Raw genomic sequence first — 26,117 nt, forward strand, 5'->3', positions numbered from 1 at the left:
ACAATGTAGCACAAACTTTCCGTGTCTATCAGTTTTCAAAACTGCGACGGCTCCGGAATGCGCTTCCTATTCTCCTTCTTTTTTCGCAGGACGATGCCATGAACCTGGAGAAATATTCTTGTTTCCCTTTGCATTCAATAGGGTTTTCTGTTTCAATTTAAGAACAAACGTTCGTTTTTATGGTTGTTTTTATTACTGTTTCCTGTCTTTTGATGGGGAGACGAAAGGAAAGGAGGACACGGCATGGAACACGTACCATCCGGATTGTACGGCCGCTGCCGCAGGCTTGATCAATTCATTGCGGACCACCCTTCACTCTGGGAGCATTCCGTGATGCAGCAGTTCCTCCAGGACGAGCACTGCCGGGAACAGCTCATTCAGGCGGTTTGTGCCCCAACACCGGAAAATCAGGCCGCCCTCGATAAAGCGTTTGCTTCCTTTTACGCGGAAGTCAGGTTTACATCGTACATGCTGAAAACCCTGTACTGGAGGGCAGTCCGCTATGATCAGAAACAAAAGCGCAGAACGCGGCGCCAGCCGTTGATTATGGACAGACCTCTGAGTACAGAACAATCCGTGACAATCAAAGACTCTTTCGCAGCACCCGGCACGCCGGATTCGGAAGAAAAGATGCAGGAAGAAGCGCTGGACCTCAGGCAGTACGCCGGCGATTCCTTACTCTACAACGCCCTGAACCAACTGACATCCCGCCAGCACAGTGCGCTGTATCAAAAGTATATAGAAGAAAAAACAGACAAGACCATCGCGGCGCAGTGGAATATCTCTGCCCAGGCTGTTCACAAGACAAGGCAGGCAGCGCTTTCGAAATTGAGATCATTTTTGGAAGGGGGAAGGAACACATGATGAATGTCATGAACGCAGCCGGTTTTATGCAGCTTGTTGCCAACTTCGGTTTCCCTGTTGTTATGACGTTTTACCTCTTGTTCCGGTTTGAAAAGAGGTTGGAGAATATAGAGAAAACATTGAAAAATAACGAGGAAAAGAGGAGGCAGAAAGAATGACCATTACATTGACTCTTATTCAGGAAGCGAGAAATCACGATGAAAAAGCCATCCAGCATATCATCGATCAGTTTGAACCATTTATGGAGCAGTGCCTGACGCAGACACAACCGCAGGAAAGAGAAGATCTGCGCCAGGACCTGCGGTTATCGTGCATCGAGAGTATTCATTCGTTTGAAAGCATGAATCCTCCCGGGTTTTTCACGTTCTGCAGAGGCTTCGATACAAGAAACTAACGCGGCATGACAAATGCTTGCAGCGTCACTCCGCGGCATGTGCATCGAAATATTCATCCAGCCACTCTTTAAACAGCTCATGGTCCTGTTCCACGCGCTCTTTGTAGAATTTGGACCATAGCTGCAGTTCTTTGATGAAGCCTTCGCTGTCATCACCGATGGCTTTCAGAATTTCATTCTCACTGTGATAGTCCAGAATATGATTCTCGATGTCGCCATCGGCGCGCGCGTGGATTTTGGCGGCAATTTTGCCCATCGTCTTCAACGTTTTCTCCACGTCGTCATATTCCTCCAGGTGTTTCTCCTTCAGATCTTTTTCATACGGCGAACGCTCGCGCACATAAAAATCACGGTCCTGTATCGTAAAATAACCCAAATACGGGTCCGCCATATGGTGCATCGCCTGCTGGGTCACCGTCACGCGCTCCCCCTGATGGCTGTGGGCTGTCCAGAACTGCTCATCATACGGGAAAAAGTAAGCCGGAATCGGGGCACGCGCCTCTTTTGCTTCCAGGATCACATCATCTTCATGCCCATCATCGTGTGTTCCTTCTATTAAAATATAGAAGCGCTTCAGGCCGGTGGAGCCGATACCGGCACCAGTTTTTGTCACGACATCCTTGATTTCATAATGATCCCGGCCCTGGAAGCTTTCCCTGGCCAAACTATCAAGATACTGGTCCCAAGCTTTGTTTATCTCTTCCCGCTCGTCGTTGGAAATGGATTCCAGTGCAGTATCCCCACGCTCAAACATCCGGTTCCCGTTGTCGTCCACCGTTGTCTGCTTGTCCAATTCGTGTGTCGCTTTGCGCTCTTCAAGCTTTTTCAGTGCTTTCTTGATGGCGCTCTTCGTATTATCTACCGTAAAACGTGTAGTAACAGGGTCTTCTTTATCTTTCACGAATTTTTTGATCTGCTTGTAATACGACTTCACAAACTGTTCCACGAACTCATCCCGCTCTTTTTCTTCAAAGCCCTGCTGCGCTGCAAACAGCCGGATGCTCACCACCATGCGCAGCACATCGTACAGGTAGGACCCAAGGAACCCTTCGTCAAAATCGTCCACATCGAATACAATCTCACCTGCTTCATTCTGAAACGCGCTGAAGTTATCAAAATGAAGATCACCCATGATCCACGTCGGCTTATCTTCAGGAGTATGATAGAGAAACGGAATATTGGTCACATCATAATAGAAAAGATAGGCACTTCCGCGGAAAAAGCTGAACGGATCTTCTTTCATTTTATCGTACTTCGCCTTCCGTTCCGTTTGACTCAACTTCATGATTTCTGCATCGAACTGCTCTAAAATCGTATGAAGTGTCTGCTTCCGCAGGTATTTCTTTGTATCCTTTATACGTGTCTCTGGACTCTCAACCATAACAATTGTCCTCCTTACTCTATGGAACTATTCCTATATCGTAATAGGAATGACGGTTGAACACAACACGTGCCCCTCCGTTATATTCCCGTTTTGGAAGAAGTATAACGTGAAATATCCGGAAACACGGCACAGACACAAACGGACCTCTGCTGCCGTGAACAGAGGTCCGAAGCGTTTTTTTGACACCAAGAATGAAAGAAATTTCATCCATTTACAACCCTGCTTTGATTTGTTCTGTCGTCACCCAGCTGCCGGAAGCGGCGGATTCCTGTACCGCTTCGAGGACAACCTGGTTTTCAAAGCCGTCGGTGAAGTTGGCATGGGGGCTTTTGTTTTCATGGATACCGTTCATCAGTTCCGCCATTTGGTGAATGAACGTGTGCTCATAGCCGATGATATGTCCTGCGGGCCAGTACGCCTGCATGTAGGGGTGTTCAGCTTCTGTACAGTGGATCATCCTAAAGCCCTGCAGTCCCGGTTTGTCGTCTTCGAAATACACTTCGAGATTGTTCATGTTCTCCAAGTCCCAGCGGATGGATCCTTTTTCGCCGTTAATCTCGAATTTGTTCTTGTTGCGGTTACCGGCTGCAAACCGAGTGGCTTCAAATACTCCCATGGCGCCATTCTCAAGGCGGGCCAGAAAGCCGGAAGCATCATCGACGGTCACTTCCCCCGTACCGGATCCGTCTTCAAGCGGACGCTCAGGGATAAATGTCTGCAGCATTCCGCTGACAGAGTGGAATTCCCCGACGAGAAAGCGCGCCAGATCAATAATATGAGCGCCGATGTCACCGAGAGCGCCGGATCCGGTATGTTCTTTTTTCAAACGCCACACTAGTGGGAACGCCGGATCCATGATAAAATCCTGCAGGTACTGGGCGCGGATATGATAAATCCGGCCGAGCCGGCCCTCTCGTATCAGCTGCGCAGCATACTGCACGGCCGGTGCGTACCGGTAATTGTGCGATACCATATGAACGACGTTATTCTCTTCGACGGCATCTTTCATTCGTTTCGCTTCAGCGGCGGTGACAGCAAGGGGTTTCTCGCTTATAACATGCTTTCCGGCTTCTGCGGCGGCGATGGCCATGTCCGCATGGGTATGGTTCGGGGTGACGATATCGACCAGATCTATGTCGTCACGTTCCACGAGCCGGCGCCAATTCGTTTCCACGGAGTTCCAGCCAAACTGCTCCGCCGCCTCTTTCACCGCAGCTTCGTTTCGTCCGGCAATCACCTGCTGCACCGGATCAGCCGGCGGATCAAAGTAGAAAGGCAGATCCCGGTACGCGTGGCTGTGGACCTTGCCCATAAACTGATGGCCGATCATGCCGACCCGGATCGTGCTCTTGTTTATACCCAAAAGACTTCACCAATCCTTTCCCGTATGAGAATGCTTCGGAGAAACGCGGAGGCTTTTTCAAACCCTTCTTCCACCGACATCAGGCTGTCTTCGTGTTCAATGCTCACAACCCCTTCGTAACCTGCGAGCTGCAGCGCGCTGATGATATCGCGCCACGTCTTTTCCCCCTGCCCGTAACCGATTGTGCGGAACATCCAGGACCGGTTCCATTCATCGGTGTACGGCTTCGTATCCAGCACCCCGTTCACAGCGGTATTTCCAGCATCAAAACTCGTGTCTTTCGCGTGAAAATAAAACAATGCATCCGCTTCCGCCAGTTTCTTAATTGAGGCCACAGGGTCCATCCCCTGCCAGAAAAAGTGACTGGGATCCATGTTTACGCCAATGTTTGTGCCGCACGCTTCCCGGAGCCTGATACACGTTTCCGTATTGTAGACATTGAACCCGGGGTGCGGTTCGATGGCCGCCAGCACTCCGTGTTCTTTTAGAAAACGGTCCTGCTCTTTCCAGTACGGAATGACTTTTTCCTGCCACTGCCATTCCAAAACATCCGCATGCTCCGGCGGCCACGGGCACGTCACCCACACCGGATGTTTGGAGTCCTCGGACTCGCCGGGGCATCCGGAAAACGTAATCACATGCTTCACGCCAAGCTTGGCGGCCAGGCGGACCGTCTGTTCAAACAGCTCGTGATTCTGCGCCGCTGCGTTCGGATCAGGATGAAGCGGGTTGCTGTGGCAGCTGAGCGCGCTGATCTTCAATCCTCTGTCTGTGATTTTTTTCTGAAATTCCCGCCGTTTCGATTCATCATTCAAAAGTTCCGCCGGATCACAGTGGGCATTGCCCGGATGGCCGCCTGTGCCGATTTCCACCGCATCCAGGCCGTTAGCCTTCACAAGATCGAGGGCCTCCGCAAGCGGCCGGTCCTGAAACAACACCGTAAATACGCCTAACTCCATATATGTCACACCTTTCCATTTCTAATCCCTTTTCTGGAACAATACCGCCACTACGATAATGAGACCTTTGACAAGTCCCTGCAGATGGGGGGATACATTCATCAGGTTCATCATGTTATTTAAAATACCGAGAATCAGTACGCCGAAAAAAGTACCGATGACTTTTCCGCGTCCGCCGGTCATCCTTGTTCCTCCGATAATGACCGCCGCAATCGCATCCAGTTCATAAAGCTGTCCGGAGCTGGAGGAGGAAATCGAGTTCAGCCGGGACGTTTCAATGATCGCGGCAATGCTCACGAGAAAACCGGCGATACTGTAAACGGCGATTTTCACCCGGTCGACCCGGATGGTGGACAGGACCGCCGCTCTCTCATTACTGCCGACCGCGTACACGTACCGTCCGAAACGAGTATGATTCATCAACACATACACCAAGGCCGTCATCACCAGAAATATGATAATCGGATAGTCCACGAGGCCGAGTTCACTGTTAGCAATCGCTGAAAATCCATTCACTTCGCCGGAGACACTGCCGCCATCCGCTGTGTACAGCGCAATCGAACGGGCGGCAGACATCATACCAAGGGTTGCGATGAACGACGCGATCTTCCCTTTGGAAATCAGGACCCCGTTGATAAAACCGGCAGCCAGACCCACCACACACGCAGCTAGCAGTGCAGCGGGAATGCTTCCGGTGGCGTTCAGAGCGAGCACCGCCATCACACCTACCATGGCAAGCACCGAACCGACGGATAAATCAATGCCGCCGGACAGCATAACCATCGTCATGCCAAGCGATACGATACCGATGATGGATACCTGCATCAGGATATTGAGCTGATTGTTAATATCCAGAAACCGCGGGTTTAACACAGCGGCGAGGACAAATATAATAACAAACGCGATAATGACGCTGTATTCCGCCCATAACCAGGAAAGCCAGTTTCGTTTCTCTGCTTGGGATTTTGCAGACTGCTGCGGTTCGAACTGAGGTTCAGCCAATAGATTCCACCATCCTTTTTGATCCTGTGGCATACGCCATGATTTCATCTTCGGCGGTGTCATCCCGGTTCAGACCGGCTGTGATTTCTCCTTTATACATCACATAAATACGGCTGCATAATTTGAGAACTTCCGGTGCTTCCGAAGATAGAATAATAATGCTCTTGCCCTGTTCGGCCAGTGATACAATGTGCTGATAGATTTCACGCTTGGCACCAACGTCGATTCCCTGTGTCGGGTTGTCGAAAATAATGACATCGGCATTCACTTCCAGCCATTTCGCGATCACGACTTTCTGCTGATTGCCGCCGCTCAGCGAAGCAATCAAAGCTTTGGGATCGTGCGCTTTAATATTTAAGTCCTGTTTATACTGCTTGAACGCTTTACGTTCCTGTTTCTTGGTAAGGAAGCCGCCTTTTTCAAAATGCCGGAGAGACGACAGCGTGAGATTATGAACGATGCTTAGATCCTGAATCACCGCATTTTCCTTCCTGTCTTTGGGTACCAGGCCGATGCCGGCGCGCAGTGCTTGATTCGGGTGGTTTACCGCCACTTTCTTTTCGTGGACGTATAAACTGCCGCTGTCTTTTTTCCGGAATCCGAATAGTGCTTCAAACAGTTCGGTCCGGCCGTCCCCGGCAAGCCCGGTGAATCCCGCTATTTCTCCTTCACGTATCGTGAAATCAATGTCGTGGAACAGGCCGGTTTTCGAAAAGCCCTCCACCCTCATCACTTCGTCTCCCGGCTCATGCTCCCTCGTAAACCGTTCCTGCGAGACAGACCGGCCGACCATCATTTTTGTAATGGATTCCGGATCTTCTTCTTCCAGACTTCCTGTCCCGGCGATGAATCCGTCCCGGAGAACGGTGTAGCGGTCGCAGATTTCATTGATTTCCTTCAGCTTGTGGGAAATATAAATGATGGAAACCCCGGATTCCTTTAACGTGGTCATCAATTCAAACAACCTGCCGATTTCGTGATCAGACAATGCCGTTGTCGGTTCATCCATGATAATCACAGAGGAGTCGCGCAGCAGGGCTTTGGATATTTCGATAAATTGCTTGTGGGACGTTCCCAGATCACGCACGTAAGCCGACGGATCGAGTGACACACCCAGCCGCGACAGCACATCTTCCGTTTTCTGCTTCATCGCTTTCACATTCGGAAATCCTGTTTTATTGCGGATTTCCGATCCGAGAAACATATTTTCATACACTCTTAAGTCGGAAACAACATTCAGTTCCTGATGAATAAAACTGATGCCGAGCTTTTGGGAATCTGCCGGCGTAGTGATAGATACCGGTGCACCGTTGACATAAATGGTTCCGCTGTCGGGCTGCAGCACACCGCCCAGAATGTTCATGAGCGTCGATTTCCCCGCCCCGTTCTCCCCCAAAAGGGCATGTATTTCCCCTTCCACCAGGTCCAGGTTGACCTGGTTCAGAACTCTTACTTGATGAAAGGATTTATCAATCGTTTCCATGCTGATAAAGGCCATTCTGCTCTCTCCTTTTTCAGAGCTTTGTTTCCAGAAGGAAACAGCCGGGGATGCAGCCTCTTTTGTAGAAAGAGGCTGCGCCGCTGCTCTGCTCTGTCTAAAGCCAAGTCGTGACAATGTTATCAATATTTCGAATCTGGATTGTAGAATTCGTCTACATTCTCCTCTGTCACCTGTGTCGCTTCTTTAATCACCATAGACTCTTCCGGTTCTTCGCCCTGCGCGATATCGGCTGCGATCTGCACGCCGTCTCTCACCATGGTCGGTGCATAGAGGAACGTGGCCTGAATCAATCCTCCGTCCCGGATGTTTTCAAATACCTCTTTGCTGCCGCCTGCTCCGGTAATGAACTGTATATCATCCCGCCCGGCTTCTTTCACCGCCTGCTGAACGCCAAGGGCCATTCCATCATCCTGGGTAAACACCGCATCGATCTCCGGCTGTGCCTGCAGAATGTTCTGCATGACTTCAAGAGACTTTTCTTTCGAGAAATCTCCGCTCTGGGACGCTACAATCTCCATGCCATCTTCAGATTCCACTGCTTCCTGAAAGCCGCTGCCGCGCTGCTCTGTTACTGAGTTCGGCGGTCCGGTAATTTCCACTACTTTTCCTTCTCCGTTAAGCTGTTCTATAAAGTATTCTCCCGCGTTCGCACCGATTCCCTGGTTATCGCCTTTCACAACGACGTCCGCCGCATCATTATCGAGCTCCCGGTCCACCACGACAAGCGGAATGTCTGCCTCTTTCACCTGCTGTCCAACCGGCGATAACGCTGCAGATTCTATCGGAAGCATGACAATGGCATCCACGTCCTGGGATATAAGGTTATTCACGTCATTGGCCTGGGTATTTGGATCTTCCGCGTTCGTCATGATATATTCCACGCCGCTCGCTTCCTCAATTTCCTGGGCTTTGCTCTCTGCATTATCGATAAGAGCCCCCATCCATCCGTGCGTGGCGGAAGGAAGACTAATTCCAATCGTCAAATCTTCTCCACCGGAAGAACCTGAACCTTCTGAAGTTTCACCTCCGTCTCCAGAAGAACCGCCCGCCTCTTCATTCGATTCACTGTTTCCACAGGCTGCCGCAAGAGCCGGAACGAGCATCACCAATACCAATAACAGTACTTTTTTCATTTTGTCCGTCACCCCTTTTTAAAAATTAAAAATCTATAATGTAATCGATTACAAAAAAGTGTTGAGTCAGGCTGTCGGTTTTAAGAAAAAACAGTACACTCTTTTATCCGATGGTCGATTCGCGGATGATCAGCTCATGACTCATCATTGTACTTTCGACCGTCCTGCCGTTTATCTTGTCGATGAGCATCTGCGCCGACGTTGTTCCCATATCATACATCGGCTGCGCAATGGTCGTCAGTGCCGGATTGGTCATGTTGGAGAATGCAATCTTATCAAATCCTGCAATGGCGATATCTTCCGGAACGCGGAGCCCCAACTGATGCGCTTCTTTCAGTGCTCCGATTGCCAGAAGGTCGGATACGGCAAAAACAGCCGAGTGGTCTTTGTGATCTGTCAGTATTTTTCTCATAGCCTGCTGCCCGCGTTCAAAGCTCGGACCGTTGGTGTAATACACATTCCCTTCGTCAAAGGGTACCCCTTTTTCTTCCAGAGCGCGCTGATACCCAAGCTGACGCTGGCGTGCATATAAAAATGTGACGTCGGAATTTATCATAGCAATATCTGTACGGCCGATGTTGACTAAATGGCTGACAGCCCGGTATGCCGCTTCCTCATTATCAATGGTGACAAATGGAATGCCGCTTTCCACGGAATATTCACTGCACTGGATAATCGGATGATCTTCCGCGAGGATCTTGAGCTCCTCCATATTCACGGTGGGATCCATGGAAATAATGCCATCCGCCATTTTTTTACGGACCATATCAAAGTAAATATTCTCCCTCTCCGGGTTGGAATCTGTTTCACATAACAGAATATTGTACCCCTGGCGGATCACCGTGTTTTCAATACCATTGATAATATCGGAATAATAAGGGTTCGAAATCGTTGGAATAAGAACCAGCAGGAGCCTGCTTTCGGAATTCCGCAGATTCCGTCCGAGCATACTCGGCTCATAATTGAGCCGTTTGATCACTTCTTCTACTTTCCCTTTTGTTTTCGGAGTGACAGCACCTCCATTCATGACTCTCGAGACTGTAGCTACCGACACGCCGGCTTCTTTTGCAACTTCCTGAATGTTTGCCATAAGGTCACGTCCTGTTTTGTAATCGATTACATTTAAAATTTTATGTAGAGTGCACCATTTTGTCAACTGTATTTCTGATATTTTTTATTTTATTTTTCGGAATATTCTTTTTTGCAGGACGCGCGCATCTGCCTATTTTTTAATGTTTCACATGAAACATTGTTGGAAGTGAAACCAGAACTTCGTTTTATTCGTCTAATAAGATGGAATACTAACGTGCGTGGCAGTTTTTTTTCGAAAAGATGACACATGGATTAAGTCTGAATAACGGTTTATGCTGTGCCTTCTCCCTCTGTTTTTCCTGATCTATAATGGTGGCATAAACAGATATTGGTATGATTCAGGTTTTATAGAGTCTGCTAAAAGGTGTGAACAATCGTGACTTTTCATAAATTACTGAAATGGCTGACTGCATTTGTCGTCATAGGAGCCGGCGCTGCCGCTTTCTATTTTTTTGCCACCCCGACGTTCAGTAATGATTACAAGCAGCTGACAGCACGGGTGGAAATGGGAATGAAGTATACAGATCCGGCAGAAGAGACCATTTACTTTCAGCCTTACATCGAAAACCCAAACCCATCGTCAAATATTACTCTGACCCACAGCGCTGACTTCATGTCTATCGCTGTGCTTGATGAACACGGAAATGTTATGGAAGACTCGGTTACGGTCAAGGAGAATAACAATGACAGGGCAGCAGGCAGCCTCCAGACCATCCTTCATCCCGGCGAACAGGAAGAGAACATCAATTATTACAAAGTCCATCTCCCCGACGAGGCACAGCGTCTACAGGTTACATTCACGGGTCAGGTAAAAGATGAATTCGGCATAGACATGGTGGATGAAAGCATAGAAATAAACCTCAACCGCCTTACCATGTAGGAAAAGCAGGGAAGACGTCTTCCTTTTTTTTCTCAGGAAAAAGCTGTACTTTTTCCTGAACCCGAGTAAACTGATATAATAAAATAGACAGATTATCTTCATATGACTGCAAAACGATAATGTGCGGGTGTGATGCCACTTGAAAAAAAGAATGCTGATGCTTCTGGGCCTCGTTTTTTTATTAATGCTTCCATCAGGAGCTTGGTTAGTAGGTTCTTCTCTTTCAGATTCCAGCCCTGACCACACACTATCCGGTGCAGCTGCCACCTCTTCCAAAACGCAGCAGGAAGACACCACCGCATCCTCCGGCACCGCGGCATCTTCAAGTGAAGAACAGCGTCCTTTTGAACAAGGTGTTCAGGACGCCGTGGCTTCTGTGGTAAATGAGACACGCCGTCTTTTCATTTCCTCTGATCTGCACATCACAGCTGTCGGCGATTCCCTGACAAAAGGGACCGGTGATTCATCTGATAACGGAGGCTATGTAGGGATTCTCGAGGATTCTCTGGAAAAGAGTGTGCCGGATGCGTCCATCCAGGTGGATAACTACGGGAAGAAGGGAAACCGCAGCGATCAGATACTGGAACGCCTGAATAATCCGAAAATCTCATCATCCATCAATCAGGCCGATATCGTCCTTCTGACAGTCGGTGCCAACGATATCATGAAGATTGTCAGATCCAATCTGACGGACCTTACCTATGACGACTTTCAGGAAGAAAAAGACCCCTACAAGCAGCGACTTACCTCCATCTTCGAAAGAATCCGTGAAGAAAATGAAGATGCCGTCATCTACCTGCTGGGACTGTACAATCCTTTTAATATGTACTTTTCCGATATTCCCGAACTGGACCGTATTGTTACCGACTGGAACATGATCGGAAAAAACGTCGTAAACGAACAGGAACAGGCCGGTTTCATTCCAATTCGGGATCTTTTCCAGTACGCGGGACCTGGATATTACGCGGAGGACAATTTTCACCCGAACCAAAGAGGATACGCCTCCATGGCCGACCAGGTGCTCGAGTATATCCAGCCGGATTTGGAGGAATTCCAAAACGGGACGGACGAGGAGAACAGCAATGAATAGAACAAACCGCAGAAAAGCAGTATGGAAGTGGTTATTTTTATCCCTCTTTACGATTAATCTCGGTGTCGTTCTCTGGCTGTTTCTCGTTTTGAATGCTCCTCCTTCCGATCCTGTTTCACGTTCTAACAGCGATGTAGAAGAAAAAGATGTTGCCTTCACGATTCAATCAGACAAGGAAAATCTGAATCAATTAATCGAAGAATATATTAACAGACTTCCCCAAAACGAAAATGTTTCCTACAGCGTCGACTTAAACAATGTCGTGGAATTATCGGGCTCTGTCAAAGCTTTTAATCAGCAGATTCCGGCTACGGTGACGCTGATTCCTGAAGTGCAGACCAATGGAGATCTCATTTTGAAACAGGATTCCATAAAGCTGGGAAGGCTGCAGCTTCCCAACCGGCAGGTTCTTCAGTACATTAAACAAAATTATGAAATGCCGGAATGGATCCGTGTTCATCCATCACGGGAAAATATTTATGTCGCTGTCACACAAATCAGCCACAGCAGCATTCAGGTGAGGGCAGAACAGTTCGATCTCCAGAATAATGAGATTTCTTTCAGCGTCCATGCGCCTTATGAATATCTTCCGTTTAATCAAAATACCATTATGAACTATTTTCAGTCCGGGTAACCGCCGATAACGAAGAAAGAAGGGAATCATTGTGTACCAGGCTTACAGCTATCTTTCCCATTTATACTGCCCGCGGTGCATCCGTAGACATGACTCCTCTGTCCCTCAGCAGACATGTTCATGCAATGCACCGCTGCTATCAGCCTATGATATGGATGCCTTGAAGATCCAGTACCGTAAAGAAACGGTTATGGTCCGTCCTCCTTCCATATGGCGCTATCATGAACTGCTTCCCGTCCGCTCGGAGAAAAACGTTGTGTCGATGGGAGAGGGCATGACCCCGTTACTGCCTATGCCAAAAACCGGCGGGCGGTACGATATAGCGGCTCTATTTCTCAAGGACGACAGTGTCCTTCCTTCCGGCTCCACAGAAGCCCGTGGAGCGGCTGTTGGCATGTCCAAACTGAAGGAATTAAATATACCTGATGCTGTGCTTGCCGCAAACGGTCATGCTGGTGCCGCCTGGGCGCTGTACGGCAGCCGTGCATCCATCACTTCCCACGTTGCCATTCCTGTGGAATCTCCGCTCTCGATCAGAAAAGAATGTGCAGCGTCAGGCGCCGACCTGCAGTTGATCAACGGGTTTGTGCAGGAGGCTGAAGATGCGGCAGAGCGCGCGTCACAGCGTCACGACTGGTTTGATGCCACCCCTTTCAAGGAACCATACCGGATCGAGGGGCAGAAAACAATCGGATTGGAGCTTGCTGAACAGCTGCAGTGGAAACTTCCCGACGTCATCGCTTGTCCGGTCGGTGCGGGAACCAGTTTTATCGGTATCTATAAAGCACTCCAGGAATTAATAGAGCTGGGATGGGTGTATTCGGAAAAAATGCCGAAGCTGGTGGCTGTGCAGTCGGAAAACTGCGCTCCGATTGTCCACGCTTTTGAAAACAAACAAACAGAAACAACGGAGGTTCCGGAATCATATTCAGCCGCTTTTGAAATCAATACAGGTACGTCTGCCGGGGATTTTCTCATCCTGGAAGCTATTTATGAGACAAAGGGAGCAGCTGTAGCCGTCTCTGAGGAGGACCTTCTTGCTGAACAGCGGCTGGTCACGAGGGAAGAAGGATTGTTTGTCAGTCCTGAAGGGGCGACGGTGTTCGCCGGAGTCAGGAGTCTGCGGGAGGAGAACTGGATTCACCGCGGGGACCGCGTCGTTTGTATTAATACAGCCATGGGCGTAAAGTCGCCGGAAACCATAGAAGGAAGCACCCCCATTCTTGCCCCGGAGGATGACTGGTAACCTTATTTGCTGCAGCCATCATTAAAATACTCCCGGCAGTCTTTTCTGACTGCCGGGAGTATTTTTCCGGGGCCGCTGTCAGACTGACGGAAGGAACTGGTGTCCTGCGCAGTATAACGGACAGCTCCCTCCCTATTTCGCTGTTTTATAGGAAACAGAGACCCCGAGCTGTTCCAGAAGGTCATAGAATGTCGGGCAGGTTTTTGAAACGCATCCGGGATCTTCAATGGACACGCCGGGTACTTTCGTTCCAATCAGCGACAATGCCATGGCTACGCGGTGGTCATCATAGGAATGCAGTTCCACGCCGACAGGAACGCCGGGGTGAATCCGGAGTCCATCCGAGAACTCTTCCACTTTGATTCCCATTTTCCGGAGTTCGGTGCAGGCGGCGTGGATCCGGTCGGATTCATGATGGCGGATGTGCTCCACATCGGTTATCGTAATAGGGCCGTCCGCAAACGGAGCAACAGCTGCCAGTGTTAATGTCTGGTCCGACATTTCCTTCATGCTGATCTCAAAGTTCCCTTTCAGCTGCGGTACTCCCTGCACCTCAATGAAGTCTTCACCACGGGTGACAGTGCACCCCATTTTTTCGTAAACGTCCACCATGTAAATGTCCGGCTGATTCGTCTGCATGGTCAGGTTTTTAATCCGGATGCGGCCGTTATTAAGCGCTGCCAGTGCCATGAAGTAGCTGGCGGTGGACGCGTCGGCTTCAAGTGCCATATTACGGGCCTCGTATCCACCGGACAGCACATCCATTTCCGTTAAGTCCTCGTTATATTCCACATCCGCTCCGAACTGTTTCATCAGATCGAGCGTGATGTTGACGTAGGCCTGCTGGACAATGTAATCCGGAATCCGGACCTTGAGCTTCTCCTCCGCGTACGGACCGGCAAGCAGCAGACCACTGATGAATTGGCTGGACATGCGTCCGGAAATGGAGACCTCCCCGCCACGGAGCCCTTTGGCCCGGATCCGGAGTGGATAAGAGCCTTCATTCCCTACGTATTCCACGTCAGCTCCAAGTGTCTCGAGGGCTTCCATCAGCGGCTGTACCGGCCGTTCGCTCATTCGTTTACTCGCTTCGACGTTGTACGTGCCGCTTCCCGCAACAGCGAGCGCACCCGGCAGAAAGCGTGCAATCGTACCGGCTGCTCCGATGTATAGCTCTGCTTCCCGCACCGGCCAGCTGCCTCCGCACCCTTCTATCGTGACGGTATCCCCGTCCACTTCGGCCGCGGCCCCGAGTTTCTGCAGCGCATCGATGCACCAATAGGAGTCATCGCTTTTTAAGATGCCGGAAAGCGTAGAACGCCCTTCTGCCAGAGCCGCCATAATCAACGCCCGGTTCGTGAAACTTTTGCTGCCGGGAATTGTAATATCAGCCTGCAGACGTCCTTCCTTCAGCGGAGCAATCGATACATGTTCCACATCGTTCAGCGCAGCCCACGGGGACCGTGCTCTAAAATCTGGTTCGTCCATTCCCATCGTCCTTTCTATTATCATATGTTTTTTTATTTTATCACACCGAACGCTTTCATCGTTCAGCTTCTATGCAGGAGATGTTCGATTTTTTGAAAAAATGATACGTCATACCGGCGCGGCGGGACAGCGGTAAGGTGCCTGGTAATATCCCGGGCTGCCGCCTCTTCCCTGCCGGCCTTCGTGTGGTACATCCGGATCGGCAGAGAGTTCAGAAAATCGGTGTAGAACCGCCGGTGCGCCTCCGCCGGCACCGTTTTCTGTAAAGAACTTCCTCCGGGATACCGGCGCTGGAGCAGCTCAAAGGAAGCATCGTGATACACATAATGATCCGGCATGCCGAGACGGTTCTCTAGAAAAGCCGCACGAAAATGCAGAAGCAGCTGCTCGAGATGATGCTGCCGATGACGCAGCCTTGCGTACACAAGCGGGGCATACAGGTCGCCATCCAATACGACCAGCGCGTGCAGCCGGGATTTATCGATTGCCAGCTTCCAGCGTTTCTGCTCATCTATGTAATCCTGCCAGGCATCTTCACTGCGGTCCCGGAACGAAGATGCCGGGATGATATATGCTCCGTATCTGTCCGCAAGCTCCAGGGAAAGGGTGGTTTTCCCAGAGAACGGCGGCCCTTCTATACAAATAATCGACATCTTTATCCTTCCTTGTCCGGTGATTTCTCTTGATTCCTGATCTACATCCCGCTTTTATTCTTTTCGCTGCGGCTGCTTTTTTCTCCTTCCCGCACGCTGTTATCAAAAAAAGGAAGCCTTTTTTCATACAGAGTGTTGAAGGATAATAAAGTTGTTAAAATTATAAAGTTATTTAAAAAATAAAATAGTTGTTTAAAAACTTCCCTTCTATTCAATAATTGGGCCAGTTTGTGGAAGAAGGAGAGCAGGTTGTTTTATGATAACTCAGAATGAACTCCCTAATGAATAGGAATAAATAAAAAACGCTAATACATTTTCAATCACATCAACAGGATTAATTTGACGTAAACAGTTAGTTGTATGTCGCCTTTTGCTAGTTACAAAACAACATTGGATTGGTAATATATTAACTGTCCTACCAACAGGGTAGACACAATAAAAAATTGTCAAGTTATAGATAGCTAAGGGAGGGGTTTATAAATGACGTCTTATACTCGCATTAAATTCCCGGCAGGATTTTGGACGGGATTACGTCAATTAGGGATTGCCCCCCATGAAGTGGCCCGAAAAGCGGGACTTCCACTCACTATCATTAATGAACCAGTTGTCACCACCTCCCAATATTTCTCAATTTGGCAGGCGTATTCCGATATCATAGGTGACACAGCTAAAGGAATCATCAAGCTAACGACCGGCTTCGAAACAGTTCATTTTCCACCAACTGTTTTAGCAGCTTACCACGCTCGTGACTACCGCGACGCACTAACACGCATGGCTCGGTATAAACAACTGTGCCCCCCTGAAAGCTTACTTATCACAGAGGAAGGCGATGAATGTACTATCGAACTGGGATGGTTGTATACAGAGCAACCCGGTCCGTCGATGTTGATTGGTATCACGCTGGCATTTCTTTTGGAGTTAGGACGCAGGGGCACTGGTCAGCCATTGACGGCGAAGTCCGTGGAATTTTCGCATTTAATGGGCGATGTTCAGTCACTTGAAGCTTACTTCGGATGCCGTGTCCAAATCGGTGGAAGTCGTGACAAATTGACGCTCCATAGAAGTGACCTGGACCGCCCCTTTGTCTCATACAACGCAGAGTTGCTGGAAATTCTGACCCCCGTATTGGACCAATCGGCAGATGAGCAGCAACCTGGCAATTCAATTACCAAGATGGTCAAGTGGATCATGAAACGTAGCCTGCCAGGAGGGCGTTCCAACATCCAGACTGTCGCAGGCGAGTTAGGGATGAGCAATCGCACCTTGCAGCGCCGTCTTCATGACGAAGGGACGAGCTTCAAACATCTGTTAACACAAGTCCGACAAGAACAGGCACGAGAGTACTTAGCAGATCCCTCGCTCGATATTCGCGAAGTTGCCTTCCTGATCGGTTATGGGGATCAAAACTCGTTCTATCGGGCCTTTCGGCTTTGGGAGGGAGATACGCCCTCAAATTGGCGTACTGAACATTTAGGTACAAACTCGATAAACTGACCTTATTCTTAACTATAAACGAAAAGGAGAATTGTATTATGGACATGGGACTAACCAACAAAACAGCTTTAGTTACAGGCTCAACAAAAGGTATAGGTAAAGCAATTGCTATTGAGCTTGCAAAGGAAGGTGTTAATGTCCTTATTAATGGCCGAAATTATGAAGAGGTAGAGCGAATTGTAAATGAAATTAAGTCAGATTTCCCTACAACCTCTCCTCAAAATGCTGCAGCCGATATTGTGGATGTTGAACAACGAAAAATTTTATTTGAAAAGTATCCCAATATTGATATTTTAGTTAACAATATGGGTATTTATGAAATCATGCAATATGAGGACGTTGACGATGAAGTATGGGAAAAATATTTCCGTACCAATGTTCTTGCTGCAAATGGTTTATCTAAATTTTATTTACCTAAAATGTTGAACAATGAGTTTGGCCGGATTATCTTTATTGCGAGTGAAGAAGCAGTGATGCCTTCAGGACAAATGCCTCAGTATTGTATGACAAAATCAATGCTATTATCATTGTCAAAAAGCTTATCTAAATTAACAATAGGAAAAGATGTTACAGTCAATACGATCATGCCAGGACCAACACTCTCTGAAAATGTGCATCAAATCATTGAGGGTATGTACGATAATAAAGATATGACTTTTTCAGAGAAAGAGAAGGAATTTATGATTGCAAACCTACCTCAATCTGAGATACAAAGATTTATTAGACCTACTGAAATAGGAAGGCTAACTACATTTGTCTGCAACCCTTATGCATCCGCATTTAAAGGGTCCCCAATCCGTATGGATGGTGGGCTGGTACCGACTATCTTTTAACGCTCTTCAAGTATAGAAATGTGAAATAATATCATGCTAAGGCGTTGTCCTTGTTCTAGAATATCAGCAAGAATTAGAAAGAGACTACCGGGCGCGATTGTTGAAGAAAACTTAGTTTTTTAAACGACTTTATTGTTATATTTTTTAGTGTAGTGAAGTATCTTACATCAAAAATTAAACAACTATATTTCTGACCCCGCCCTTACTTAGAACGGGGTTATGCTTGTTTAAGGTTATAAAATTAAAAAACTTTATTGTCACTTTACACAGAATCGGTGTATTCAGTGCTTCTGTCCTTTTCTCATTGATTCTCAGGTTTCTCTATTAATTATCGGGCTCCTTGCTGTTTTTTCGTATCGATGCTTTGGGGATGGGATTGATTTCTGTCTCGATTCAGAGCCGTATCGAATTGATTCTCTCATTTCTCAATCGATTCTCCCCCACTTTTCTGTTTTCTCTATTGATTCTCAGCGTTTAGCTATCGATTCTACAAATGTCTGAATCGATTCAGGACATTTCTGCTTCACAACCTTGAAAAAAAAACCAAACAACCTTCTACCTGAAAGCTGCTTGGTTTCTGACATGTTGTTTACCGCACAGCCAGCCGGACCCGGCTGCCGGATGTATCGCGGGTTCGTACGTCCCCGTCCTGATCGTCATAAACGATACCTGCTTTTTGCAGACGGGAACGCACCTCATCAAGCTTCTGCCCATCCCGCATCGTGATGGTATATTCTTTCAATCCGACCGCGTTTTCAGGCGGCCTGGCGGCATCTCTGCCCGCCCAGATGTTCAGGCCGATATGATGATGGTAGCCGCCGGCTGCGACAAACAAGGCGTGATCCCCCATGTGCACCATCGGAGAAAACCCCAGACCACTGACATAAAAGGCTTTCGTTTCCTCCAGGTCCCCTACGTGCAGATGAATATGACCGATGATGGTGGCAGCTGGCATACCCTGCCACTCTTTTCCCTCAGCAGCCTGCAGAACCGCATCGGCATCCAGAGGGACTGTCGGCGCATATATCCAGCCCTCATCATCGTATGTCCACTGACTGCGATCCCGGTCTCTGTAAAGCTCCAACCCATTACCATCAGGATCGGGCAGATATACCGCTTCGCTGAAATGATGATCCGCCGCTCCCTGCAGTGGATAGTCATGCTGCACAAGACGTCTTAGAATCATGCCGAGCGAAGTCCGGTCCGGCAGCAGTACAGCAGTGTGATACAGACCGGTGGTGTGCAGTGGTTTTCGTATCGCGTCTTCCCTTTCTTCCAACACAATAAGAGGATGCTTTCCATCAGCGGAGAGCTTTGCGGTGCACGGTGTTTTCTCTATCACCTGAAAACCAAGCAGTTCTTCATAAAAAGACAGCGATTGTTCCAGATCCGAAATCGTAAAGACGACGGAGCCTATCCCCGCGTCATCTGGAAGTAATGCAGACATAGCAGATTCCCCCCTATCGTTTAGAAAATCACGGCATCCAGTGAAAACGAACCGGCTCCGATGAAAGCAATGCCGATCCCGGCGGCGAGCAGCATCAGATTGTATTCATAACCGCCCTCGGTTGACCAGAATCCATTCGGACCGTGAACTTTCACAATCGCTCCGATCATCGTCACGGCGATGATGATGCCTGCTGCAGGGGTGAGCAGCCCGAGAGCAAACAGCAGACCGCCGACAAACTCAGCCAGCCCCGCTGCCAGAGCCATCGTATAGCCCGGTTTGATACCGATCGAATCAAAAAATCCTCCGGTTGCTTTCAATCCATGGCCCCCGAACCATCCGAACAGTTTCTGCGCACCGTGAGCGGCAAAACTAAGTCCGATAACGAGCCGTATGATAAGCAGCCCTGTACTTGCTAATAAAGACATATGATTTCCTCCTTTCACACTAGTAACAAAAATATAACAGGTTACTTTTAGTAAGTCAATAAAAATAACCATCCCTCCGCTTTTGCGCACAGCCGTGTAACGAGGTGCCTGTTATGCTGTGTCAGCGTTCTTTCTTTTTATTCCTCTGCTTTTGTGTCTTCTTCCACCCAATTGTCCGCCCATTTCTGGACTTCCGCCAGTGCCGGGGTAATGTCCGCTCCCTTGTCCGTTAAGGAATACAGAATACGCACCGGCTTTTCCGGTATGACATCCCGCTGGACCATATTTTTTTCTTCCATCTCTTTCAACCGTTCGGTCAGCATTTTTTTACTGATCTCGGGGATTTGTGCGGCGATTTCATTAAAGCGCATCGGCCCTTCCTCCAGAACACGGATAATAACACCGATCCAGCGCTTTCCCAAAAGCTGAAATGCTTCTTCAAATTTCGGGCACACTCTCATCGAAGCCATATCGACACCTCCCGTTTCCTGTTATTATAGTATATTCTCTCGTTGACTAATAGTAACGAAGCCTGGAGAGAATCGTCATGGAAAATATTTCACCTTTTATAAGAACATTTGTTCTCATATACTAAATAGAGAAAGGAGGGGGAAGCTATGAAAGGAAACAAACTGACCCCCGGCTCCAACCTGCGCTGGGAGTCATCACGGATGATCCTGCCGGAACACCGCGAGCAGTGGCTCAGGCATCAGCAGGAGCAGAAAAAAGCGAAAAAACCGGAGCTGGATCCGCAGCGGTGGGAGGAACTGGAATGGATTCTCGCCGATGCGATGCGGGACAGCCGCTCTCTTCGTTTCACGTACTGGGAGGATGGCTTTTTTTATGACATAACGGGCACCTGCCACTTCATCAACCACGAGCAGCAGCAGTTCCACATTCAGACAAAAGGCGGAGTGAAATATTTGAAATTTGAGCATTTAGTTCATATTGAGTAGTACGCAAAACAACGTAAAATCTGTTATGATAGGTTTAAAAAGTGTAAGTGAATGATACACGGGGAATACTGTACAAAGAACAATCCCGGAATAGAAAAACAACAGCGCCCGGACCGGCGGTAAGACACTCATGTTGTTTGTGTCATGAGTGTCTTATTCGTGCAGAACGGCAGCCTAAGCGAAAGGGGATGCATGTCGATGGCTGATATAGAAAGAGTTTCCATCGTCATTCCCGCCTACAACCCGGACGAGCAATTGCTGGAACTTGTATGGAAATTAAATAGGGAATCTTTCGATGATATTATTATTGTAAACGATGGAAGCAGCGCTGCCTGCGCATCCATCTTTGACACACTGGACCATATCTCCGGCTGCACCGTGCTCCGTCACGAGCAGAACGGCGGCAAAGGAAAAGCGCTGAAAACGGCTTTTTCCCATTACGTCCAGGCCCATCCGGATGGGATAGGGATGATTACAGCGGATGCGGACGGCCAGCACCGTCCGGAAGATATCAGGAAAACGGCAGAGGAGCTGGTGGAACAGCCGGAATCCATGATACTGGGCGTCCGGGATTTTTCGGGCGAAGACATTCCGCTCCGGAGCCGTTTTGGCAACGTATTAACCAAATTTGTCGTCAAAGCTGCTTCCGGCATGAAACTGACCGACACCCAGACCGGGCTCCGCGGCATTCCGGCAGCTTTTGCCAAAGAACTGCTCGAAGTCAAAGGCGACGGCTATGAGTTCGAAATGAGAATGATTATGGCCTGCCGGACCTACAAACGGTCGATTGCCGAAGTTACCATTGAAACGATTTATATGGATGGTAATGAGTCGTCCCATTTTCATCCGATTTTGGATTCTATCAAAATATACTACGTGTTTTTGCGTTTTCTTTTTTCCTCTCTAGCTTCCTTTGTTGTCGACGTTTCCCTGTTTGCCGTATTCTCGATGGTATTCAAAGCGTTGATGCCGATGGGATTCATCATTTTGTCGACGGTGCTGGCGAGGGTGCTTTCCTCCCTGTTTAACTACTTTGTGAACCGGCATGTCGTGTTCAGGTCGAAACAATACCCCGCCCGCACGATGGTGAAATATTATTCGCTTGCCGCTGTCCAGATGGGTGCTTCCGCCGGCGGGGTGTACGCCCTTTATCACGCGACCGGCGGACATGAAGTTCCTATTAAAATCGCGGTCGATTCCCTCTTGTTTTTACTCAGCTTTTATATTCAGCGGAACTGGGTATTCAAACGAGAAGCGTCGTACATCGGCAGAGAGGTGAACCACTATTAACGTCTTAATCATGCTGCTCTTTGTATCGGTATCGTTTGCAGGGTACGGCGCGGTGTTATACGCGAAATACCGTATCGCACCGGCGGTCCTGCCTCTCGTTTTGTTCACCGGAACGATTCTTATCCTGTTTTTTGGCGGCGTGCTGAACGTTCTCACCGAAACAACGTATGTGCTGTTCGGAGGCGGACTGCTCGCTTTCTGCCGGGCCGTCTATCTTTTCTTCCGGGACCGCAGCCTGTTTTCCGGTATGCTGAGCCCGGGAGTCGTCTTTTTTGCGGCAGGTTCTATCTTCTTCATTCTGATGCTTCAGGATGAAATTTTTCTGCATTATGACAATTTCAGCCACTGGGGTCTGATTGTGAAAGAACTGTTTCAGTCAGGCAGCCTGCCTGGTGAATCGTCCATCATTACATATACTACGTATCCACCGGGATCGGCTCTGTTTGCCTATTATATCGTGTCATTCACCGGTTTTTCTGAAAGCATGGCACTGATTGCACAGGCCATCCTGATAACAGGTGCGCTCACTCCGCTGTTTCTTTTCTGCTCCTGGAAACAGCCGGTTCATGCGGCGTCCGCCCTGTTCATTCCGGCTGTGCTGCTGCTTGTGAACAGTTCCAGCATTTTCAGTCTTCTCGTCGATCCGCTGCTCGGCTATATTGCGGCCGCGGCTGTTATCACCGCTTTTTATTACCGGAATGACTGGAAGATGATGGGCATTCTGCTGTTCCCCATGCTCTCCGCGCTTGTTCTGATCAAGGACAGCGGCAAAATCTTTCTGGCGTTTACTGTCATCTGGGTCATCGGCTTATTGATCCGGTACTTGTGGAAATACGGCGGAGGCTGGAAAGAAACGATACAGGCATCTCTGTGGAGTATTGGCTGGACCATTCTGTTTCCGCTTGTTTTTAATCTGCTTTGGTCACGCTATATTGCAGAGGCCTATGAGACATCGGAATACGAAGACAGCAAGTTTGCTATTACCGAGGAAACACTGACTGATATCGATAAATCTCCGGAATTCATCGATCAGCTGCTTCCGATGGTGGTGAACGCCGGACTGGACTTCTCTTCCCCGCTGGTGCAGGGCATGGTTCTCGCTGATATCGCCGCCCTTCTGACCGTTATCATTGTAAAAGCCACAGCGAAACGGATGCCGCTCGCACTGTTGTATACGGCGCTCACCGCCAATGTCTTTTATGTTATATACATTGCCCTCTTGTATCTCATGTATCTCTACTTGATGCCGCAGGTGGAAGCGGAATACCTGGCTGGTTTTGACAGGTATCAGTCATCGGTTGTCATTTTCTCCACCGGCATTATTATGGTCTTTACGATACGGGCGCTGATGGAGCATGCCGGCAGATCTCTGCGGAGCTGGAGTACCGCGGCAGCAGCTGTCCTGGCGGGTGTTCTCGTATTCGTTCCGTATACGGGAGAAATACAGGCGTTTTTCCATCAGGAAAATTCGGAAGCTGCGCCGCGGAAAGCCGCGTCCTCCCTTTTAACCGAGTTAAGACAGGAAGAGCCGATTTCTCCAAACACACGCATTACTGTTATCAATGATCTGGGCGATTCCGACCGCGGCTTCCTGCGGCACCTGATGCGCTATGAGCGGATGTCAGCCAGCACCTTTATTCATACGCAGTGCTCCACAGAGAAACATCAGGAGCAGCTGACAAAGGATATCGGACGATCCGGTTATCTTATGGTCATTCAGATCACCTCAGGCATGCAGGAATGCCTTGAGGCAGACAACAGCATAGAGGTGGATGAACCCGGCCTGTACCGGATCGAAGACGGAACCATCACATCCACTATTCAAACCGAAGACGGCTGAGGAAGCCGTCTTCTTTTTTTGGCTGGAAAAGAGGGGTTTAGGGGGTATCGGCGGGCAGGGGGGCGTTTATCGGCGCTTTTTTTGATATATCGGCGGCTTGGGAGTAAATATCAGCGGTTTCCGCTCGTTTATCAGCGGACACGGATGGCCGGCGGCTGCACTTCTCACCGGCGCAGATACATATTGGAAAAATCAACGTCCCGGTCTACATCCACCGGACGCCCTTCACTGTCGGTAATGGAGAATCCCTCCGGAACCTCTCCGGCGCCGTTCTCTTCAAGGTCGCTGCCGAACAGCCCATCATATGCTTCTTCCGGATCATTCATATCCTGTGGTGTATCCGACGTTCCGTAGGCGGCGGTCAAATCCCATGTCTCTTCGGCATCAAAACGCCCATTCGCTGTTTCATCCATATCCATTCCCGTGAACCCTCCTTTTCCCGGTATCAGCCGCTCCTCTTCCACCGGACGATCCTGCCGGCCGGATTCTTCACCGGCATGCTGCATACAACAGAGCGCCGTCGGTTCTGCCTCGAGCCTCTCGACCGGAATATCCGCGCCGCATATTTCGCACGTTCCATACGTTCCCTCTTCAATTGCCTGCAGTGCTTTTTTCACACGATCCAGACTGCGCTCTTCATGCTGCTCGAGCGCCATGTCTTTTTCCCGTTCATACAACCCTGAGGCTGTGTCGGCAGGGTGGTTATCGTAGTTGGAAAGCTCCCCCACGGTCTCCTGCGCAAAAGCCGTTTCCTGTTTGTCATGTTCTGCGTGCTGCTTCAGCTCTTCCAGCAGCCGCTTCTGCATCTTTTGAAAAAATTCACTCGTTTTCACACGCCTCTTCCTTTCTGCCTTTTCCCTTAGCCTGCGCGGATCGGCACGTTTTGTTGTGTAACAGTTTCTGGCATACGTGGAAGCTTTCCAGAAAGGACCGTAGACATCTGTTTCATTCTGCCTTTATGCTTAAAAGAGAAGCGCTGTTGACCAAATACTGGTATAAGGAGCGGATGAAATGACCACTATAACTGTACGTGATATCTGGACCGCCAGAAACCGAATACGGCAGACACTCCCTCCCACTCCACTGATTTTGTCCCCTGTTCTTTCAGAAAAAACAAGGGTCCCGGTGTACCTGAAGCTCGAGCAGATGCAGCCGACCGGAGCATTTAAACTGCGGGGTGCCATAAATAGGATCACCTCGCTTCCCCCGGAGGAAAAAAGGCGTGGTGTGATTACGTTTTCTACAGGCAATCACGGATTTGCGACCGCTTATGCGGCTGCGCAGGCGGGGATACAGGCCGTGGTGTGTGTATCGAAAAACGTTCCGCAAACAAAAATCGATGCGCTGGAGGGCGCCGGCGCGGAACTTCATATGGAAGGACAAAGCCAGGACGAGGCAGCGGACGTATGTGCACGGCTGCAAGAGGAGAAAGGGTACGTGCTTATACCTCCGTTTGATCACCCGGATATCATTGCCGGCCAGGGCACGATCGGGCTGGAAATTCTGGACGAACTGCCGGACGTACAGACCGTAGCAGCCGGGTTATCCGGCGGAGGACTGCTTTCAGGCATCGGACTGGCGCTGAAAGGTGCCGACCCATCTATACAGATTGCCGGACTTTCTGTGAAAAAGGGAGCGGCCATGGATGACAGCATACAGGCAGGTAAGCCTATCGCCTCTTTGGAACATCCAACGTATGCCGACAGCCTCCTCGGCGGCATCGGGGCGGCCAACCGTTATACGCTGCCGATGGTGAAACAGTACGTGGATGAGCGGATCCGGCTGTCGGAGGAATCGATTGCCCGCGGCATGGCTTTTCTGTATGAAACCCACCGCTTTGTCGTGGAGGGAGCGGCGGCAGTCGGTGTCAGCGCGCTGCTCGACGGTGCCGTGAAACCAAAAGGACCGGCGGTGGCTGTCGTAACCGGGAATAACGTCGGTATTCAGGAGCATCAGCAAGCCGTCCTGCCCTGGCTCTCCAAGAGGCACGATGTACCATAGAGCTGCGGCAGGAGTTATGGACACTTTGCGGTGGAAAGTGTCCATAATCCCACTAGTCTTGCAAATAGCTAACATATAATAACTATAATGAGAAATAATACTTTATTCTCGTGTTGAGTTTTCTTTAGTTCGTAGAAAGGGGATA

At 49.2% G+C, this 26,117-nt stretch carries 26 protein-coding genes; 13 read left to right on the forward strand and 13 right to left on the reverse strand.

Features of this window, described 5'->3' with window-relative positions; genetic code table 11:
• Positions 1 to 243 precede the first annotated feature (243 nt).
• The 3 genes from BM124_RS12960 to BM124_RS12970 are packed head-to-tail and all read left to right on the forward strand — an operon-like array spanning position 244 to position 1,258.
• Positions 244 to 864 carry a sigma-70 family RNA polymerase sigma factor gene (locus BM124_RS12960; RefSeq protein WP_093338121.1) on the forward strand — a complete coding sequence of 207 codons (621 nt, stop codon included), beginning with the start codon at positions 244 to 246 and terminating at the stop codon, positions 862 to 864.
• Positions 861 to 1,022 (forward strand): YvrJ family protein, encoded by a 162-nt coding sequence (locus tag BM124_RS12965; protein WP_244504335.1) that lies wholly within the window; start codon positions 861 to 863, stop codon positions 1,020 to 1,022. Before BM124_RS12960 ends, BM124_RS12965 begins: the two co-directional genes overlap by 4 nt.
• On the forward strand, positions 1,019 to 1,258 hold the full coding sequence (locus tag BM124_RS12970; protein ID WP_093338123.1) for a helix-turn-helix domain-containing protein: 240 nt from the start codon (positions 1,019 to 1,021) through the stop codon (positions 1,256 to 1,258). The genes BM124_RS12965 and BM124_RS12970 overlap by 4 nt, the downstream gene beginning before the upstream one ends.
• A gap of 25 nt (positions 1,259 to 1,283) precedes the next feature.
• Here the strand turns inward: BM124_RS12970 and BM124_RS12975 are convergent, their stop codons facing one another.
• The 7 genes from BM124_RS12975 to BM124_RS13010 form a co-directional block, all read right to left on the reverse strand.
• Positions 1,284 to 2,639: a DUF2252 domain-containing protein gene (locus BM124_RS12975; protein ID WP_093338124.1), complete on the reverse strand. Its 1,356-nt coding sequence runs from the start codon at positions 2,637 to 2,639 to the stop codon at positions 1,284 to 1,286.
• Between the two features lie 214 nt (positions 2,640 to 2,853).
• Entirely contained in the window at positions 2,854 to 4,005 is a 1,152-nt protein-coding gene (locus tag BM124_RS12985) for a Gfo/Idh/MocA family protein (RefSeq protein WP_425288591.1), read from the reverse strand.
• Complete coding sequence (locus tag BM124_RS12990; RefSeq protein WP_093338128.1) at positions 3,996 to 4,964, reverse strand: sugar phosphate isomerase/epimerase family protein; 969 nt, start codon at positions 4,962 to 4,964, stop codon at positions 3,996 to 3,998. Before BM124_RS12990 ends, BM124_RS12985 begins: the two co-directional genes overlap by 10 nt.
• 21 nt (positions 4,965 to 4,985) lie before the next feature.
• Positions 4,986 to 5,966, reverse strand: coding sequence for an ABC transporter permease (locus BM124_RS12995; RefSeq protein WP_244504336.1), 981 nt, complete (start codon positions 5,964 to 5,966; stop codon positions 4,986 to 4,988).
• Complete coding sequence (locus tag BM124_RS13000) at positions 5,959 to 7,464, reverse strand: sugar ABC transporter ATP-binding protein (protein WP_093338131.1); 1,506 nt, start codon at positions 7,462 to 7,464, stop codon at positions 5,959 to 5,961. Before BM124_RS13000 ends, BM124_RS12995 begins: the two co-directional genes overlap by 8 nt.
• Before the next feature lie 122 nt (positions 7,465 to 7,586).
• Positions 7,587 to 8,600: a substrate-binding domain-containing protein gene (locus BM124_RS13005; protein WP_093338132.1), complete on the reverse strand. Its 1,014-nt coding sequence runs from the start codon at positions 8,598 to 8,600 to the stop codon at positions 7,587 to 7,589.
• A gap of 103 nt (positions 8,601 to 8,703) precedes the next feature.
• On the reverse strand, positions 8,704 to 9,690 hold the full coding sequence (locus BM124_RS13010) for a LacI family DNA-binding transcriptional regulator (RefSeq protein WP_093338134.1): 987 nt from the start codon (positions 9,688 to 9,690) through the stop codon (positions 8,704 to 8,706).
• Positions 9,691 to 10,068: 378 nt separating this feature from the next.
• Between BM124_RS13010 and BM124_RS13015 the strand changes: the two genes are divergently transcribed.
• From BM124_RS13015 to BM124_RS13030, 4 genes are all read left to right on the forward strand, one after another.
• Positions 10,069 to 10,572, forward strand: coding sequence for a hypothetical protein (locus BM124_RS13015; protein ID WP_093338135.1), 504 nt, complete (start codon positions 10,069 to 10,071; stop codon positions 10,570 to 10,572).
• A 139-nt stretch (positions 10,573 to 10,711) separates the two neighbouring features.
• Positions 10,712 to 11,662: an SGNH/GDSL hydrolase family protein gene (locus BM124_RS13020; protein ID WP_093338137.1), complete on the forward strand. Its 951-nt coding sequence runs from the start codon at positions 10,712 to 10,714 to the stop codon at positions 11,660 to 11,662.
• Entirely contained in the window at positions 11,655 to 12,296 is a 642-nt protein-coding gene (locus tag BM124_RS13025) for a YpmS family protein (RefSeq protein ID WP_093338138.1), read from the forward strand. The genes BM124_RS13020 and BM124_RS13025 overlap by 8 nt, the downstream gene beginning before the upstream one ends.
• A 31-nt stretch (positions 12,297 to 12,327) precedes the next feature.
• Positions 12,328 to 13,542: a threonine synthase gene (locus BM124_RS13030; protein WP_093338140.1), complete on the forward strand. Its 1,215-nt coding sequence runs from the start codon at positions 12,328 to 12,330 to the stop codon at positions 13,540 to 13,542.
• Positions 13,543 to 13,674: 132 nt separating this feature from the next.
• On the opposite strand, the gene aroA is transcribed toward BM124_RS13030, so the two are convergent.
• A complete protein-coding gene (aroA, locus tag BM124_RS13035) occupies positions 13,675 to 15,030 on the reverse strand; it encodes a 3-phosphoshikimate 1-carboxyvinyltransferase (RefSeq protein ID WP_425288592.1) in 1,356 nt (451 codons plus the stop codon).
• Between the two features lie 62 nt (positions 15,031 to 15,092).
• Complete coding sequence (locus tag BM124_RS13040; protein ID WP_093338143.1) at positions 15,093 to 15,683, reverse strand: hypothetical protein; 591 nt, start codon at positions 15,681 to 15,683, stop codon at positions 15,093 to 15,095.
• A 480-nt stretch (positions 15,684 to 16,163) separates the two neighbouring features.
• Between BM124_RS13040 and BM124_RS13045 the strand changes: the two genes are divergently transcribed.
• Positions 16,164 to 17,177 (forward strand): AraC family transcriptional regulator, encoded by a 1,014-nt coding sequence (locus BM124_RS13045; RefSeq protein ID WP_093338145.1) that lies wholly within the window; start codon positions 16,164 to 16,166, stop codon positions 17,175 to 17,177.
• A gap of 38 nt (positions 17,178 to 17,215) precedes the next feature.
• On the forward strand, positions 17,216 to 18,010 hold the full coding sequence (locus BM124_RS13050) for an SDR family NAD(P)-dependent oxidoreductase (RefSeq protein ID WP_093338146.1): 795 nt from the start codon (positions 17,216 to 17,218) through the stop codon (positions 18,008 to 18,010).
• Between the two features lie 589 nt (positions 18,011 to 18,599).
• Here the strand turns inward: BM124_RS13050 and BM124_RS13055 are convergent.
• From BM124_RS13055 to BM124_RS13065, 3 genes are all read right to left on the reverse strand, one after another.
• A complete protein-coding gene (locus tag BM124_RS13055; RefSeq protein ID WP_093338147.1) occupies positions 18,600 to 19,457 on the reverse strand; it encodes a VOC family protein in 858 nt (285 codons plus the stop codon).
• Between the two features lie 20 nt (positions 19,458 to 19,477).
• Positions 19,478 to 19,885 carry a DoxX family protein gene (locus tag BM124_RS13060; RefSeq protein ID WP_093338149.1) on the reverse strand — a complete coding sequence of 136 codons (408 nt, stop codon included), beginning with the start codon at positions 19,883 to 19,885 and terminating at the stop codon, positions 19,478 to 19,480.
• A gap of 137 nt (positions 19,886 to 20,022) precedes the next feature.
• A complete protein-coding gene (locus BM124_RS13065) occupies positions 20,023 to 20,355 on the reverse strand; it encodes a winged helix-turn-helix transcriptional regulator (RefSeq protein WP_093338150.1) in 333 nt (110 codons plus the stop codon).
• 147 nt (positions 20,356 to 20,502) lie between these two features.
• Between BM124_RS13065 and BM124_RS13070 the strand changes: the two genes are divergently transcribed.
• From BM124_RS13070 to BM124_RS13080, 3 genes are all read left to right on the forward strand, one after another.
• Positions 20,503 to 20,841, forward strand: a complete 339-nt coding sequence (locus tag BM124_RS13070) for a YolD-like family protein (RefSeq protein ID WP_093338151.1) — start codon at positions 20,503 to 20,505, stop codon at positions 20,839 to 20,841.
• Between the two features lie 144 nt (positions 20,842 to 20,985).
• Positions 20,986 to 22,131: a bifunctional glycosyltransferase family 2/GtrA family protein gene (locus tag BM124_RS13075; protein WP_244504337.1), complete on the forward strand. Its 1,146-nt coding sequence runs from the start codon at positions 20,986 to 20,988 to the stop codon at positions 22,129 to 22,131.
• A gap of 10 nt (positions 22,132 to 22,141) precedes the next feature.
• A complete protein-coding gene (locus tag BM124_RS13080) occupies positions 22,142 to 23,971 on the forward strand; it encodes a hypothetical protein (protein WP_093338155.1) in 1,830 nt (609 codons plus the stop codon).
• Positions 23,972 to 24,135: 164 nt separating this feature from the next.
• Here the strand turns inward: BM124_RS13080 and BM124_RS13085 are convergent, their stop codons facing one another.
• Positions 24,136 to 24,804, reverse strand: coding sequence for a TraR/DksA C4-type zinc finger protein (locus tag BM124_RS13085; RefSeq protein WP_093338156.1), 669 nt, complete (start codon positions 24,802 to 24,804; stop codon positions 24,136 to 24,138).
• 178 nt (positions 24,805 to 24,982) lie between these two features.
• On the opposite strand from BM124_RS13085, the gene eutB reads away from it, so the two are divergent.
• Positions 24,983 to 25,972, forward strand: a complete 990-nt coding sequence (gene eutB / locus BM124_RS13090) for a hydroxyectoine utilization dehydratase EutB (protein ID WP_093338157.1) — start codon at positions 24,983 to 24,985, stop codon at positions 25,970 to 25,972.
• Positions 25,973 to 26,117 lie beyond the last annotated feature (145 nt).

It is taken from the genome of Salibacterium halotolerans (assembly GCF_900115625.1).
Lineage (GTDB): Bacteria > Bacillota > Bacilli > Bacillales > Marinococcaceae > Salibacterium > Salibacterium halotolerans.